Source organism: Bacillus sp. EAC (genome assembly GCF_002156875.1).
Lineage (GTDB): Bacteria > Bacillota > Bacilli > Bacillales > Bacillaceae_G > Gottfriedia.
The window spans coordinates 420,781-435,871 of record NZ_NCSY01000001.1 but is presented as its reverse complement, the minus strand read 5'-3'; the positions used below and the strand labels follow the sequence as shown (position 1 = coordinate 435,871).

Below are 15,091 nucleotides of genomic sequence, written 5' to 3'. Positions count from 1 at the left end.
AATTCCTCCTAAAGTTAATTGTTAATTAATAAGCTTTTTTGACTTCCTTGTAAGGAATATTGAAATAAAAATTCATAAGCTTCTAAATGTTTTTTTGCTTCAAAGGCTGATTCTGCCCAAACTGTAATACCATGATTGTGGATTAAAACAGCTCCATGATCATTTTTTATGTGTGGCAGAAAAGCATCAGCTAAAGTAGGAATGTCAGCATGATTTTTTATAATTGGAACGGATATTTCATCATCTTCTTCCCACAAACCTAATGCTTTAATAATTTCAATTCCCGTAAATGTTAGTTTATCTTGGTGAGGGTAGTCCTTTGTTATAAAATTATTAGCAATTGTGTGAACATGAAGTACACAAGTAGCGTTCGTATTTTGGTAAATTAAACGGTGTAAAATTGCTTCCGCGGATGGTTTTTTTGATTCGTCCCAAACAGATTGGTCGAACTCATCTACTAGAAGAAAGTCATCATAAGTATGTTGTGTTTTGTCTTTTCCACTAGTTGTAACTAAAAACTGTAAAGGAGTGTCGTTTACTTTTATCGATAAATTTCCACTTGTTCCTAGAAACCAGTCGCGTTTTGCTAGTGTTTTTTTGATTTCACGAATATCATCGTATCGTTTGAAAAATTCCTTCAAACTAATACCTCCTTACTAAGCGCCGTTTGAATATCATAAAAGTTTGAGAATGGAATGTAAGGAAGATTTAACTCTTCACATCTTTCTTTTAAGAAATCTCTAGCAAAGATTAGATTTGCTTCTTTCGCAATTTGTAAATCTGTAATTGAATCACCTATTACTACGATAAAATCAGTTGATTCACTATACTTTCTCATTACAGAAGGTTTACACATTCCACAATCATTCGAACAATGTAAATCGCAAGAATGATCCCAATATATTTTTACATTTTCGCCCGTGAAATCTGTTCGATTACATAATACAGAAGAAGAGGGGAGGTACTCCGATAAAATTGGATGAACGAAAAAGTCCAAGCCCCCACTCACCACTTTTAACTCAAGCTTACTTTCGTTTACAAATCCAATAAACTCTTTAAAACCGTCTCGTATAGTTGTATTGTTTAATACGAATTTAGTCATATCATCTTTCATATTTGAAGGAATTGTTGAAAACATTTTTTCAACACCTTCACGAATCGAAATTTTGCCACTTAACACATCAGTTGTTAATTCTTTTGCAGAAGGCGATGCAAACTGCTTTATTAACGTAACAATATTGTCACCTTCAGTAATTGTTCCATCGAAATCACAAAATATTTTTATTGCCACTTTCTTTTACCCCCATAGTTGTAATGCCTTTTGAAGTGATGTATCTGGAAGTGCATATTCATTTAAGTCAATTCCAGAAAGAGTAGCAGCAATTGCTTCTCTAAAAGCGTTGCCTCCACCAATTGGTCCATCTGGATGCCCATGAACTCCGCCACCTGCATTAATCACTTGGTTTACTCCGAAATCATGAATTAACTGAGGTACTAAACCAGGGTGAATTCCAGCAGATGGAACCGGGAATGTTTCTTTTAATCCGTTTGCTTCGGTCAAATTTTGAGCTATTTTTAAAGTAGTTTCTTTTTGTAATGCTACAGATCCATAAGGAGAAGGGAATAAACTAAAATCTGCTCCTGCAAATCGTAAAAGTTTACCTAAAAGTAAACCAGTATCAATTCCATAAATAGGAGAGGCAGTAAATGCTCCCGACACTGCTGGATGCGCCATGATTGGCACGTTGATTGAAGTATCTTCAGCTAAACTTTGAAGCACATCAATTCCATAAGAAAATACATTTAGTAAAAATACATCTGCACCAGCTTCAGCTGCACGTAATGCTTTTTCTTTCAAATCATATGTACGACCAGTTAAATTAACTGCATAAAGCGTTTTATGACCAGTCTTTTCATAGACTTGATTAAGAACTTTTTTACCATAGCCTACACGATCAGTTAACGAAGTAGTGGTGTCAAACAAAATTTCGTCATCTTTAATAAGGTCAACTCCACCTAAGGCTTGCTTTTTTAATTCCTCTGAGATGTAATGGATATCTCTACCAATTACTGATTTGAAAATACTCATTAACAAAGGGCGGTCATAAACATCTAATTTTTCACGAATCCCTTTTATACCAAATTGAGGCCCAGGGAATAATTGAAGGATATCTTCTGTAAAATTTAAATCGACTAGTTTGATTTCACCATCTAGCGAAAGTTTTCCAAAGACTGTCGTTAAGATTGCTGGAAGATCAGCCGAAAAATTTAAACTAGGATAGTAGATTTCAATGAACCCTTTTGTAGGTTTATAACCTAAAAAATTGGCGATATTTTCTTCACAATCAACTTCTTGAATTGAAATCACTTTACCTTTGTGTTTTTGTAATTGTATTTGGTCATTTTGTGGTAAAGAGGTCCACGAACCAACTGTTAAGCCAAGAGCAATAGACTCTGCTTTTTTTTCTAATTGATGATTTTTGTCATAAACCTGGTAAGTTGCGAAAACGCCACTCATTTCATGACCTCCTAAAATTTATGGTTAGAAAACAAAAAACCTCTCACAAGGAGAGGTTTTCCTACACCTTATCTGTCAGCAAAATGCTGCGAGAATTAGCACCGTGCTATAAAATATAGCCGGTTGCCGGGTTTCGTCGGGCTCGGTCCCTCCACCTACTCTTAATAAGTTGGTATTTAATTTTGAATTTTTTACATAGTCGCATTATTTCATGAACAATTGAAATTGTCAAACATTAAATGTTCAAAAATATTTCGAGCTTTTTTAGTCTAGTAATTGCTTCCTTCAATCGATCGATGTCAGTTAAAAGGCCAACACGGACAAATCCTTCACCATATTCTCCGAAACCATTTCCAGGAGCAACAGCAATATGTGCTTTTTCTAGTAATAGATCAGCAAATTCTTGAGAGGTAAATCCTACTGGTACTTTTAACCAAGCGAAAAACGAACCTGCTGGTGCTTTTACTTCCCACCCAATTTCATGACAACCACTAATTAATACATTTCTACGTTCTTCATAAAGTGATAGTAGCTCTTTTACACTTTCCTGTGATTCTGTTAATGCAACTGCAGCTGCTTCTTGGATTGCTGGAAAAATACTAACATAAAGGTGATCTTGTAATAGATTAATAGCAGAGATAACCTCTTTATTTCCAACAGCAAATCCAATACGCCATCCAGCCATATTGTAGGTTTTTGATAGAGTATAGATTTCAATACCATAGTCCTTAGCTCCAGGAGTTTGAAGATAACTTAACGGTTTTTGTCCATCAAATCCAAATGCACCGTAGGCGAAATCATGACAAACAGTAATATCATTCGATTTTGCAAGCTGAACAGTCTCGCTAAAAAATTCTGTAGTTGCTACTGCACCAGTAGGGTTGTTTGGGTAATTAATAAATAATATTTTACTAGCATCTAAAACTTCTTGTGGAATTAATTGATAATCTGGTAAAAAATTATTTTGTTCAATCAATGGCATTGTATATGGTTTTGTTTTAGATAGTGAAATGCCCGATAGATAATCCGGATAACCAGGATCTGGAACTAAAATTGTATCACCTTCATTGCAAAGGCAAAGGGGAAGTTCTACTAAACCAGCTTTTCCTCCGAAAAGAATAGCCACTTCTTCCTCAGGATCTAAACTAACTTCATATTCACGTTTATAAAATTCTGCAACAGCATTTTTTAATGTACTCATTCCTCTAAAGGGTGAATATTTGTGAGTTAAAGGATTTTCTACAGATTTTTGTAATGCTTTAATAATATGGTCAGGAGTTGGTTGATCTGGATTTCCTTGTCCAAGATTTATTACATCATGGCCATTTTTAATCGCTTCGTTTACTTTTAAAACGAGCGAAGCAAAGAACTGTTTCGGTAAGTTTTCTAAAAGATTGCTAGTTTTCAAGTATATCACTCCACATAGATAGTTAATTCAATTCAAATCGCTCGAAATAGTTTGACTAACGAATGATTTCAAATAACGAATATTGCAATAACTTTCACCATCATATATGCTCATTTTAAAAATGTCTATAAAATTTAGAATAGGGTGAATTAAAAGTGATAAAAATTGCTTGTATACAATCTGACATAGTTCTAGGTGATTCGAGTGCCAATTTTGAAAATATGAAAATAAAAATAAAAGAGGCTGTAAATAATTCTGCGACTATTATTGTCTTACCAGAGTTATGGACGACTGGTTATTGCTTAGAAGAAATAAATAAACATACAGATGTTCAACAGCCAATCATATTAGAGTTACAATCAATTGCAAGAACTGAACAAGTAACAATTATTTCAGGTTCATTTCCGATAGCAAGGGATAATGGTGTTACAAATACTTTAGTTGCTATTAATAAACAAGGTGAAATCTTAAAAATGTATGACAAGGTTCATTTGTTTCAACTAATGAATGAACATCATTATTTACAAGCAGGAGTTGACGATGGACTGTTTTCGTTAGATGAATTCATTGCTGCTGGATTTGTTTGCTACGATTTACGGTTTCCAGAATGGATCCAAGCTCATGCGATAAATGGAGCTAAAGTTTTATTTTTTGTTGCTGAATGGCCGATCCAAAGAATGCAGCATTGGGAAACATTACTAAAGGCGAGAGCAATTGAAAACCAATGTTATGTTGTTGCATGTAATCGGGTTGGTAAAGATTTGGCGAATAAGTTTGGTGGAGGCTCGCTAATTATTGACCCATGGGGAGAAATAATTTCAAAAGGTGGAGAGACAGAAGAAATTATTTTTGGAGAAATTGATCCGCAAAAAGTGGATGAAATCCGCAATACTATCCCAATTTTTGAAGACAGAAAAAATGGAATTTATAAAAATTTCAAAAAAAGTATTTGACAAACTGAAAATATATATCCTAAAATACGATTATAAAATTTAATATGCGAACTCTTATTTTGAGTAGGCGGAGGGATTTGGCCCGATGATGCCCAGCAACCGACTGTAATACCATTGTGAAATGGGGCGTATTATATACGCCTGAGCTTAAATGCTCAGTAAGGCACGGTGCTAATTCCAACAGAAAAGTAATTTTCTGGTAGATAAGAGACGAAAGCCAATAATTTATTGCCCCTTTTCGTCTCGAGAAGGGGCTTTTTATATTGTAAAAAATTAAGGGGGATGAATCTCAAATGTCAGTTATTCAAAAGAAAGAATATAGACCTTTAACAGAGGCAACTGCAGTCGTGTACTTACAAAAATTAGGTTATTTTACAAATCAAGTTTGTGAAAGTGTTGAAATAGGTGATGGGAATTTAAATTTGGTTTTTAAAGTGAAACCAGTTGGTCGCGAACAAGGCTTGATTATTAAGCAAGCTCTACCTTACGCGAAAGTTGTAGGTGAGAGCTGGCCACTAACTTTAAAAAGGGCAACGATTGAGAGTAATGCAACCAAAATTTACAACGAACTAACACCACATCTAGTTCCAAAAATATTTGAACATGATGAGGAACAAGCAGTTACCGTTATGGAAGACCTGTCACATTTACAAATTTTAAGAAAAGGTTTAATTGAGAAAAAATCCTTTCCTTTCTTGGCGAAACATATTGGTGAGTTTTTGGCAAAATCACTATTTTTTACGTCAGATTTTGGTGCAACTCCTGCTAGAAAAAAAGAGCTAGAGTATTTGTTTAATAATCCGGAACTATGTGATATCACTGAAGACCTTGTTTACACCGATCCTTTTTATAACAGTGAAACGAACAGCTTTGAAGAAGAGCTGGTTGATGAAATTAATAGTTTGTGGGAAGATGAAGAATTACAAATCGAAGTCGCAAAACTAAAATTGGATTTTTTATCTAAAAAAGAAGCCTTATTACATGGTGATTTACATACAGGCAGTATATTCGCATCTGCAACGGAAACAAAAATTATTGATCCTGAGTTTGCGTTTGTCGGGCCAATAGGATTTGATCTAGGTCAAATTCAAGCGAATTTATTGTTCCAAATTTTTAGCCGCACTGAGCAAAAAGAAGAGATTTTTGAACAATTAATTACAATTGAACAAGTCTTTAATGAAACATTTTTACATCTTTGGGAAGAGCATAGTGTTAGGCCATTTCAACATGCAGCTCTTATAAAGGAAAAACTAGATGGTTATTGGATTGATGCAATCGGTGTTATTGGATGCGAATTAATAAGACGAACGATTGGCCTTGCCCATGTAGAGGACATCGACAAGATTGATCATTCTCGAAAAGTTGAACTTAAAAAAGAAATCCTGAAACTTGGGGCTAATTGTATTAAGAATAGATTTACTATTAGGAACATTAAAAATTTAATCTCTGGATTGGAGTAATAGACGATGACAACATTACAGCAAATACCTGAATCATTACAATGGGATGGAGAAGGCTTAAAAATCTTAGACCAGACAAAATTACCAACTGAAATAAATTACTTATATGCTACAACTTTATTAGATGTAAGAGAAGCAATTGTAAAGTTACAAGTTAGAGGTGCACCTGCAATTGGTTTAGCTGCTGCATATGGCTTATATTTAGGCGTGCGAGATATAGAAGGAGAAAATATTGAAGAGTTTCATATTCACTCAAGAGAACTTGCTGATGATTTAATAAGTGCAAGACCTACTGCTGTTAATTTAGCTTGGGCTGTTGAAAAATTAATTCAATTAAGTAAATTAGCTGTTACAGTATCAGAAGCAAAATTAATTATCTTGGAAGAAGCTATTAAACTACATATTGCAGATGAAGCTACTTGTAAAGAAATAGGTGAGAATGCATTAACTTTATTACATGATGGGGCATCAGTTTTAACTCATTGTAATGCAGGGAGTATTGCAACGAGTCGATACGGGACAGCACTTGCACCATTGCACTTAGCAAAAGAAAAAGGTTGGGAAATTTCGGCATATGCAACCGAAACACGTCCAGTATTTCAAGGTGCTAGACTAACTTCTTGGGAATTGAAGCAAAGTGGCATTCCAGTTACTTTACTAACTGATAATATGGTTGGCTATTTGCTACAACATAAAAAAATAGACGCGATCATTGTAGGTGCTGATCGAATTACAGCAAATGGAGATACAGCCAATAAAATAGGAACGTTACAATTAGCTATTTTAGCGAATTATTTTCAAATTCCATTTTATGTAGCAGCTCCATTATCAACAATTGACTTATCGATTGAAACAGGAAAAGAAATTGTTATCGAACAACGTGATCGTAGAGAAGTTACGCATATAGGTCGGGTCCAAATCGCACCTGACGGAATAGAAGTACTAAATCCAGCATTCGATGTCACGCCTAATGAATTAATAACTGCTATAATTACTGAAAAAGGAATTGTTGCAAGCGACTATAAAGAATCGTTCACACGATGGGTGAATGAGGAGTGAAGTGACTTATACCTACTTTTTCATTTGCAAAATAATTTCTAAAGCTTCTATATAATATAGAAAAAAGTGAAGGTAAGAATTGGTAGGTATGTCATTTTAACAGTTAACAATACGATTTAATCAAAATAATCTCCAAATTTGGGGATTATTTTTGTTTTCAGAGTGGAATTTTTGTGGAAAATGCATAAAATAAAAAAATTAATTATTTGATGTTAGATTTCCTAACATTGTGTTGACACTTTTTCTGACATGGAATAAAATACTAATAGAAGAACGAAAGGAGCATTGCTATGAATGATCAAGTAAGACGCTCAACGCCACTTTTTCCAATTGGAATAGTCATTTCGTTAACAGAGTTATCTGCAAGACAAATTCGTTATTATGAAGAGCATGATTTAATCCTTCCTGCTCGAACTGAAGGTAAACGTAGATTATATTCATTTAATGATGTCGATAAATTATTAGAAATTAAAAAGTTCATTGAACAAGGTTTAAATTTAGCAGGTATTAAAGAAGTCCTCCATTTAAAATCGACAGAAAAATCAAAAGAAACAGTTGTACAGCAAGTAATTGTTGAAAAATCGATCTCAGATGAGCAACTTAGGAAAATGCTTCGTCAAGAGTTATATCAAACTGGAAAGTTAGGTAAAACTTCTTTAAGACAAGGTGATATGTCCCGTTTCTTTCATTAAATTATTATTTAAAACTGGTTTTTTCTAGCTTTTATATTTATATAGGGGGAAATATAAATGAAAAAAGAATTGATTTTAAACAGTGTTCAAAAACATGGTCTGGAATTTGTTCAATTATTTTTTACAGATGTGGAAGGTGTATTCAAGCATTTAGAATTACCAATCTCACAAATCGAAAAAATACTTAACAATGAGATTATGTTTGATGGTTCTAGTATTAACGGGTTTACAAAAATCGAAGCAAGCGACATGATGCTTTATCCAGATTTTAATACGTGGAAAATTGATCCAGATGAAAAGGTTGGATTATTCATTTGTGATGTATATTATCCAGATGGAACTCCTTTGGCAGGTGATCCTCGAAATGTACTAAGACGTGCGATTGATAAAGCGAACGCAAAAGGTTTTACTTCGTTTAATGTTGGACCTGAACCAGAGTTTTTCTTATTTTCTAAAGAAGGTAATAACCTGATACCAAACGACAACGGTGGATATTTTGATGTAGCTCCCCTAGATAAAACAGTTACAATACGACGCGAAATTACAAAAGGCCTTCAACGATTAGGATTAGAAGTTGAAGCATTACATCACGAAGTTGCGATTGGTCAACACGAAATCGATTGGAAATACGCTCCAGGTTTACAAACAGCTGATAATATTCAATTATTTAAATATACAGTTAGAACAATTGCCGAAAAACATGGTTTAGTTGCTACTTTTATGCCAAAACCAATATTTGGTGAAAATGGTTCGGGTATGCATTGTCATATGAGCTTAGGAAATGATAATGGTAATGCCTTTTATGATGAGAGTGATTCAATTGGATTATCTGAAACTGCTAGACAATTTATTGCAGGTGTATTAACGCATGCACGTGCAAATGCTTCAGTTACGAATCCAACTGTTAATTCATATAAACGTTTAGTCCCAGGTTATGAAGCGCCAGTTTATGTAGCTTGGTCACAAAGTAACCGTACTTGTACAATTCGTATTCCAGCTGCCAGAGGTGCAGGAACTCGCATTGAAGTACGTAATCCAGATCCTTCTGCAAATCCTTACTTAGCATTAGCTGTTTTACTATCTGCCGGATTGGATGGAATTGAAAGAGGCTTGACTCCTCCAACTGAAAGACACGAAAATCTATATTTAATGGATGATGTAACTCGTAAAGCTGAAGGGATAGAAACATTACCAGGAAGCTTACAAGAAGCAGTTTTTGAATTAGAAAACAGCGAGTTTTTACAGCAAGTATTAGGAAAACATGTTTACTATTCATTCCTACAAAACAAAAAAGATGAGTGGGATGCATACCGTTTACGTGTATCAGAGTGGGAAAAAGAAACATATTTAAATTGCTAGCAATAAAAATTAAAATAAAAAAATAGAAAAGTAGAAAATTCCTACTTTTCTATTTTACAGTGTGTTAGACTAATTTTGTTTGTTACATACGAAAGGGGAACTTTATTCATGGCTAAGTTTACAAAGGAAGATATTTTCCGAATTTCAAAGGAAGAAAATGTTAAGTACATTCGTCTACAATTTACAGATTTACTAGGAATTATCAAAAACGTTGAGATTCCAGTAAGTCAGCTTGAAAAAGCTTTAGATAATAAAATGATGTTTGATGGCTCTTCAATTGAAGGATTTGTTCGAATTGAAGAATCTGATATGTATTTATTCCCTGATTTAGACACTTGGGTTGTATTCCCATGGACAGCTGAAAAAGGTAAAGTAGCTCGTTTAATTTGTGATATTTATAATCCAGATGGAACACCTTTTAATGGCGATCCTCGTAATAACTTAAAACGTATGTTAAAAGAAATGGAAGAATTAGGTTTTACAGATTTCAACTTAGGACCTGAGCCAGAATTTTTCTTATTCAAACTAGATGAAAAAGGTGAACCAACACTAGAATTAAATGATAGTGGCGGCTACTTTGACTTAGCACCTACAGACTTAGGCGAAAACTGTCGTCGTGATATCGTTCTTGAACTTGAAGAAATGGGCTTTGAAATTGAAGCATCTCACCACGAAGTAGCACCAGGACAACATGAAATTGATTTCAAATATGCTGGAGCAATCAAAGCATGTGATGACATTCAAACATTTAAATTAGTAGTTAAAACTATTGCTCGTAAACACGGTTTACACGCTACATTCATGCCAAAACCATTATTCGGTGTAAATGGATCTGGAATGCACTGTAACTTATCATTATTTACAAATGGTAAAAATGCATTTTATGATGAAAATGGAGAGCAAGGCTTAAGTGATACTGCTCGTCACTTTATCGCAGGGATCTTAAAACACGCTCCAAACTTTACAGCAGTAACTAACCCTACTGTAAACTCATACAAACGTTTAGTACCAGGTTACGAAGCACCATGTTATGTTGCTTGGTCTGCAAGAAACCGTAGCCCATTAATTCGTATTCCTGCATCTCGCGGTTTAAGTACTCGTGTAGAAGTACGTTCAGTTGACCCAGCTGCAAACCCATACTTAGCATTATCAGTATTATTAGCAGCAGGATTAGATGGAATTAAAAACAAGTTAGAAGCTCCAGCGCCAGTAGATCGCAATATCTACGTTATGTCTAAAGAAGAGCGCGAAGAAGTCGGAATCATCGACTTACCAGCAACTTTAGCAGCGGCACTTGAGTTATTAAAAACTGATGAAGTAATCGTAGGTGCTCTAGGTGAACACTTATTCGAACATTTCGTTGAAGCAAAAGAAATCGAGTGGGACATCTTCCGTACTCAAGTTCACCCATGGGAACGCGAGCAATACATGTCTGTATATTAATCAAATCACCCCTTGACGCTAAATGCGTTGAGGGGTTTTTTATACAATATAATAATTAATCTTAAGAAAAAAATTTATTGACGGTATTTAACAAAAATATATAGATAGGTAAAAAAAAGACTTCAAAAAAATTAAAATAATATAAGAGTATTTTTCTATTGTACATCTCATCAAATTAGTAGAGAATAGAAGAGGTATTGATTCGATCTGTGTGATCGAATTCAAATATCTGATAGTAATGAAGTTGTATAAAGTATCATACTTGGTTTAATACCCCAGTTAAATGGATAAAACTAATCAACAATAAGTTACTTATATTAGAATAAAAATGGGGTGTTTAGATGACTAAAGCTAAAAAAAAGAGCGGCATAGGTAGAGGAACTGACAAAAAGGGTTGGAATAGATGGCAAGCTGGTGCTAAAAAAGCAAAAAATGCAAAACCATATGTAAGTAAAGGTACTAAGAATAAAAGTGCTTCAAATTCAACGAGTGAAAGTTAAGTTGATTGAATTAAAATAAATGTTTAAATTATTCAGAGATAGGAAGGGCTGTGAAGACAGTTCTTTCTTTATTAGTTTTACCTTGAATATGAATAGAGTTGAGGCAAATTCGGTTGAGATTTTTATGTAGGTGGAAACTACATATCTAATTTTGTAAGATGACATCTTTAATTATTTTTGTACAACAAAAGTTGTTAAATAAAAAAGGTATTCGATAAATCGAATACCTCATCCTAATGCAGAAATGTCCTTTAGAATTCTACTTATTTTAAGATAGATCTAATATTAAAATAGAATCATTTTTACTTTTTAATTTTCTTATCCAAATCACGTACTATTTTTTCTCCACGTTCTAATACCTTTTTCGTTGATGGAGAAAGAGTTGATTTGGGGATAATGCTTTTCTTGAACATTGGTTGCCTCCTAATTGAATTCAAATAAAAAAGAGTAATAGCTCTTTCGCTATTACTCTTTTTAACCGAATTTTCAATTTTTAATACTTATTTCGCTTTTAACAATTTATTGGCAGTTGTAAGCATCCTTCTCGTGCTTGGAGATAGTGTGCTTTTGGGAGCAACCAGTACTGGTTTAGCTTGTCCGTTAAAATTCACTTCTTTTGCTTGTTTATCTTTATTTTGCTTTGTTTTCATTGTATTCCTAAACCCTCCCTCTGAGCATTCATAAAATAATAGATATGATACAACATTAATATTGAGTTAATATCATTTTCATTTAATTTTTCAGAATGAGATTCTAATTCAATGACTTCATTTACAGCATTCATAGAAACAAAAATATATGCTTTCATTTCATTATCATCATAGTAAACATTCCCATTTAATAAGGAATGAACAGTTTCGCATTCCAGCCATGTTTGTTCTGAAATGACAGATACTAATTCTATTATACTATCATAATTACCAAATTCATGAACATTAACTTGAAATTTAATTCGATTAAAATTTTTAAGAAATGGATCAAGGAAGACTGTTTCCATTCGACGTGATTGTTCAGATAAATATTGTCTGATTGCATTCATCGTTTGATCATTTTCTGTAATTAATTCATTAGAAATTTCTACTACTTCTTTTAAATTTTGAAGTTCTTCTTGTCCAAATTCTACTTCTTTTAATCCAAACTTTTTTAATTTTGCGCCCTGAATAATAAACATATCTGCAAAAAATAATACAGCTAATAAAACACCAGCACCTATAAGGCCGATTGATTTCGATAAATAATTATAATCAACCCACATCATTACAATAGCAAATAGACAAAATATACAATATAGTATCTTTCGATAAAAAATAATAGAACTCTTGTTGAATTCCTGATGTTTTTTATGATCTCGATAATGCATAAAGACTGTAAAAAATAAATAGAAACAAATGGCAGATAATCCAATTTTAAGTAACAATTCTCCCAATATGTAATTACCTCGTTTCATCTATATACATAAATTATATATGACTATGAATCTTTTTCAATAAATTTCCAATAAAAAAAGTCCTCCTTAGATATGAGTTCATTCTTCATTTATTGCTTCACTTAGAAGGATCTTTTACTCCGTTAACTAATATACTAATTTGCGAGATTTAACAACTAACTAAATAGATAAAACCCCTCATAAATTTGAAATATTTTTGAACCGTTACTTTTTATTTATATCATGATAAATATTACTCTTCTAATTTACTATTTTACTAGAACAAAATAGTATTTTATGAATAGTCTGTACTAACGGACAAGCATTCGAATATGGAGGGGGAAGTAGAGGGTGTCTAATACAGTTAAGTATTTACTACTTGCACAAGAGGCTTCAAATAAAATAGGTTGGTTACCAGAAGTTATTTTTACACAGTGGCAAGTTGAAACGGCTCATTTTACATCTAATAATTTTAAAAAAAATAATAACATTGCAGGTCAAACTTGGACAAGTGGATTACCTAAGAGTAGTAGAGGGACAGCTAGGCCTTTTAGTGAAGGTGGTTATTATATAAAATATAATGATCCTGTCCAAGGATATGTTGATTTTATCTTAAATAATCCGCGATATAGTAAGGTAAAACAATTTCCAACAGCTGAAGGTCAATTTAAAGAAATCGCACGTGCAGGCTGGGCTGTTGCACCTAATTATGCTGAAGTTTTAATTTCGGTTTATCATTCTAATATAAAAAATGGTGTATTTAAAAAGATTATTCCGTATACTGGCAATGTCAAAATCGGCGAACACGGTGAACAAGTAAAAATGATACAAGGAAAATTGGGTATACATGTAGATGGAGATTTTGGGCCAATTACTGAGAGAAAAGTAAAAGAGTTTCAACGGAAAAATAAACTATATGTAGATGGAATTGTCGGAAAGCAGACGTGGACTAAATTGTTTTTAATAATTGGTTAATTTTTAGTCAACTTGAAAAAATTAAACTAGTATTAGCTTTTTGATAGATTGAAAGATTTTTAAAGGACCACTTAATGGTCCTTTTAATTTGATGTAAAAAAATATGGCTGCAGAATAATAAAGAAATGAGCATAAATGCTAACTTTAAATTACATATTCATAAAAAGGTTCTTCTTGATCAGAATCCTCAAAGTACTTAAATCCTTTATTCGTAAACCCGATTTTTTCTAATATTCTAAAAGAATTTTCATTTTGTGGGTCTGCCGATGCTGTTATGTACTTTATATTGCCGTGATATTTTGCGATTTCTAAACAAGCTTTAGCTGCTTCAGTTGCATAACCTTTTCCCCATGAAGCTTTCGAAAAATGGTAGATTAACTCAACTGTTTCAAGTGAATTGGATATATTGAAACCTGCGGCTCCGATTACTTTATTGGTTGCTAATTCTTTTACCGCGTAAACTGATATGCCGTTTACTTCATGACATTTGCGATATCCGGAAATAATCTTTACTAAAAGATCCTCTGGTGTCGCACCACTACAATGGGCCATTACTTCCTCATCACCCCAAAAAGATTTTGAAGCTTCTAAATACTCATCATAAAATACACATAATTGTAATCGATCTGTTTCTATTATTACAGACACTAAAATTACCTCCATTTAAGTAAGATACATATAATAAATTTGGCTAAACCTTAAGTATACTTTTTAAATACTGATCAAAATTGTTATGACAATCGTATTTTATTAATGTTAGTTTAGGTCCCTCGTTAAATACTATTTCTAATGTTTGATTGCCGAAATGATGTTCACCATTATTTATATTCTGAAAGCTTAGCTTTCTTGATTTGATATCTTTGCAATTTCTGATTTCTAAACTGATTGAATAGTTCGATTTTGTATTCATAAAAGATATTGTTTTTAATAGGATATATTTCTCTTTTGAAGCAATATGAAATGTATACTCTCTTTTGTTTTCATGAAATTTAGTTGTTATACCACTAATCGTGAAGGCAACACAAGAATCTTCGTCAATAATATTACGTAATTGTGTTCCGAGTTCTTGAAATAAAAAATCCTCTATAAAAGTTATAAGAAGTTCTTTATAAGTTAAATTGACGTTACCAATGAGTTCTTCAAACATAGTATTAACCCCCTTAACATACAATTCGTTTTTTTTCTTTGCTTTTCCTATTAAATAATATGACTTAAAAAATTAAATATTGTATACTTCGTATTTTTTGTCAATTTAATAGAAATAATTTTTTATTAACCTTCTATTCTTCGATTCTAAC

General features: G+C 32.9%; 16 protein-coding genes and 2 riboswitches. Of the genes, 8 read left to right on the top strand and 8 right to left on the bottom strand.

All coding sequences use genetic code 11. The features are described from left to right. Window positions 1-14 precede the first annotated feature (14 nt). The 4 genes from B7R65_RS01965 to B7R65_RS01950 form a co-directional block, all read right to left on the bottom strand. A complete protein-coding gene (locus B7R65_RS01965) occupies window positions 15-641 on the bottom strand; it encodes a methylthioribulose 1-phosphate dehydratase (RefSeq protein WP_088041066.1) in 627 nt (208 codons plus the stop codon). Further along, window positions 638-1,291 (bottom strand): 2-hydroxy-3-keto-5-methylthiopentenyl-1-phosphate phosphatase, encoded by a 654-nt coding sequence (locus tag B7R65_RS01960; RefSeq protein WP_088041065.1) that lies wholly within the window; start codon window positions 1,289-1,291, stop codon window positions 638-640. The genes B7R65_RS01965 and B7R65_RS01960 overlap by 4 nt, the downstream gene beginning before the upstream one ends. 6 nt (window positions 1,292-1,297) lie before the next feature. Then, a complete protein-coding gene (locus B7R65_RS01955) occupies window positions 1,298-2,518 on the bottom strand; it encodes a 2,3-diketo-5-methylthiopentyl-1-phosphate enolase (protein WP_088041064.1) in 1,221 nt (406 codons plus the stop codon). A gap of 65 nt (window positions 2,519-2,583) precedes the next feature. After that, window positions 2,584-2,689, bottom strand: a riboswitch (SAM riboswitch). A 64-nt stretch (window positions 2,690-2,753) separates the two neighbouring features. Then, window positions 2,754-3,926, bottom strand: a complete 1,173-nt coding sequence (locus tag B7R65_RS01950) for a pyridoxal phosphate-dependent aminotransferase (protein WP_373419535.1) — start codon at window positions 3,924-3,926, stop codon at window positions 2,754-2,756. Between the two features lie 155 nt (window positions 3,927-4,081). Here B7R65_RS01950 and B7R65_RS01945 point away from each other — a divergent pair, with 155 nt between their 5' ends. The 7 genes from B7R65_RS01945 (at window position 4,082) to B7R65_RS01915 (ending at window position 11,392) form a co-directional block, all read left to right on the top strand. Then, a complete protein-coding gene (locus B7R65_RS01945; RefSeq protein WP_256941121.1) occupies window positions 4,082-4,879 on the top strand; it encodes a carbon-nitrogen family hydrolase in 798 nt (265 codons plus the stop codon). 51 nt (window positions 4,880-4,930) lie between these two features. Continuing rightward, window positions 4,931-5,089, top strand: a riboswitch (SAM riboswitch). Window positions 5,090-5,172: 83 nt separating this feature from the next. Beyond that, a complete protein-coding gene (mtnK, locus tag B7R65_RS01940) occupies window positions 5,173-6,339 on the top strand; it encodes an S-methyl-5-thioribose kinase (protein ID WP_088041062.1) in 1,167 nt (388 codons plus the stop codon). 6 nt (window positions 6,340-6,345) lie between these two features. Next, window positions 6,346-7,398, top strand: coding sequence for an S-methyl-5-thioribose-1-phosphate isomerase (gene mtnA, locus B7R65_RS01935; RefSeq protein WP_088041061.1), 1,053 nt, complete (start codon window positions 6,346-6,348; stop codon window positions 7,396-7,398). A gap of 290 nt (window positions 7,399-7,688) precedes the next feature. After that, entirely contained in the window at window positions 7,689-8,090 is a 402-nt protein-coding gene (locus B7R65_RS01930) for a MerR family transcriptional regulator (protein WP_088041060.1), read from the top strand. Window positions 8,091-8,147: 57 nt separating this feature from the next. Beyond that, window positions 8,148-9,449 carry a glutamine synthetase family protein gene (locus B7R65_RS01925; RefSeq protein WP_179194737.1) on the top strand — a complete coding sequence of 434 codons (1,302 nt, stop codon included), beginning with the start codon at window positions 8,148-8,150 and terminating at the stop codon, window positions 9,447-9,449. Between the two features lie 108 nt (window positions 9,450-9,557). Further along, window positions 9,558-10,892, top strand: coding sequence for a type I glutamate--ammonia ligase (gene glnA, locus B7R65_RS01920; protein ID WP_088041059.1), 1,335 nt, complete (start codon window positions 9,558-9,560; stop codon window positions 10,890-10,892). Window positions 10,893-11,233: 341 nt separating this feature from the next. Continuing rightward, window positions 11,234-11,392: a DUF3934 domain-containing protein gene (locus B7R65_RS01915; RefSeq protein WP_088041058.1), complete on the top strand. Its 159-nt coding sequence runs from the start codon at window positions 11,234-11,236 to the stop codon at window positions 11,390-11,392. A gap of 500 nt (window positions 11,393-11,892) precedes the next feature. Here B7R65_RS01915 and B7R65_RS21190 read toward each other — a convergent pair whose 3' ends face one another. Further along, window positions 11,893-12,042: a hypothetical protein gene (locus B7R65_RS21190; RefSeq protein WP_179194736.1), complete on the bottom strand. Its 150-nt coding sequence runs from the start codon at window positions 12,040-12,042 to the stop codon at window positions 11,893-11,895. Continuing rightward, on the bottom strand, window positions 12,039-12,839 hold the full coding sequence (locus B7R65_RS01910; RefSeq protein ID WP_142288180.1) for a type II toxin-antitoxin system SpoIISA family toxin: 801 nt from the start codon (window positions 12,837-12,839) through the stop codon (window positions 12,039-12,041). Before B7R65_RS01910 ends, B7R65_RS21190 begins: the two co-directional genes overlap by 4 nt. A gap of 330 nt (window positions 12,840-13,169) precedes the next feature. Between B7R65_RS01910 and B7R65_RS01905 the strand changes: the two genes are divergently transcribed. Then, entirely contained in the window at window positions 13,170-13,793 is a 624-nt protein-coding gene (locus tag B7R65_RS01905; protein WP_088041056.1) for a glucosaminidase domain-containing protein, read from the top strand. Between the two features lie 144 nt (window positions 13,794-13,937). On the opposite strand, the gene B7R65_RS01900 is transcribed toward B7R65_RS01905, so the two are convergent. Continuing rightward, the gene (locus B7R65_RS01900; protein WP_256941120.1) at window positions 13,938-14,441 is read right to left on the bottom strand and encodes a GNAT family N-acetyltransferase; all 504 of its coding nucleotides are present in this window, start codon (window positions 14,439-14,441) and stop codon (window positions 13,938-13,940) included. A gap of 43 nt (window positions 14,442-14,484) precedes the next feature. Next, entirely contained in the window at window positions 14,485-14,940 is a 456-nt protein-coding gene (locus tag B7R65_RS01895) for a hypothetical protein (RefSeq protein WP_088041054.1), read from the bottom strand. Window positions 14,941-15,091: the final 151 nt, after the last annotated feature.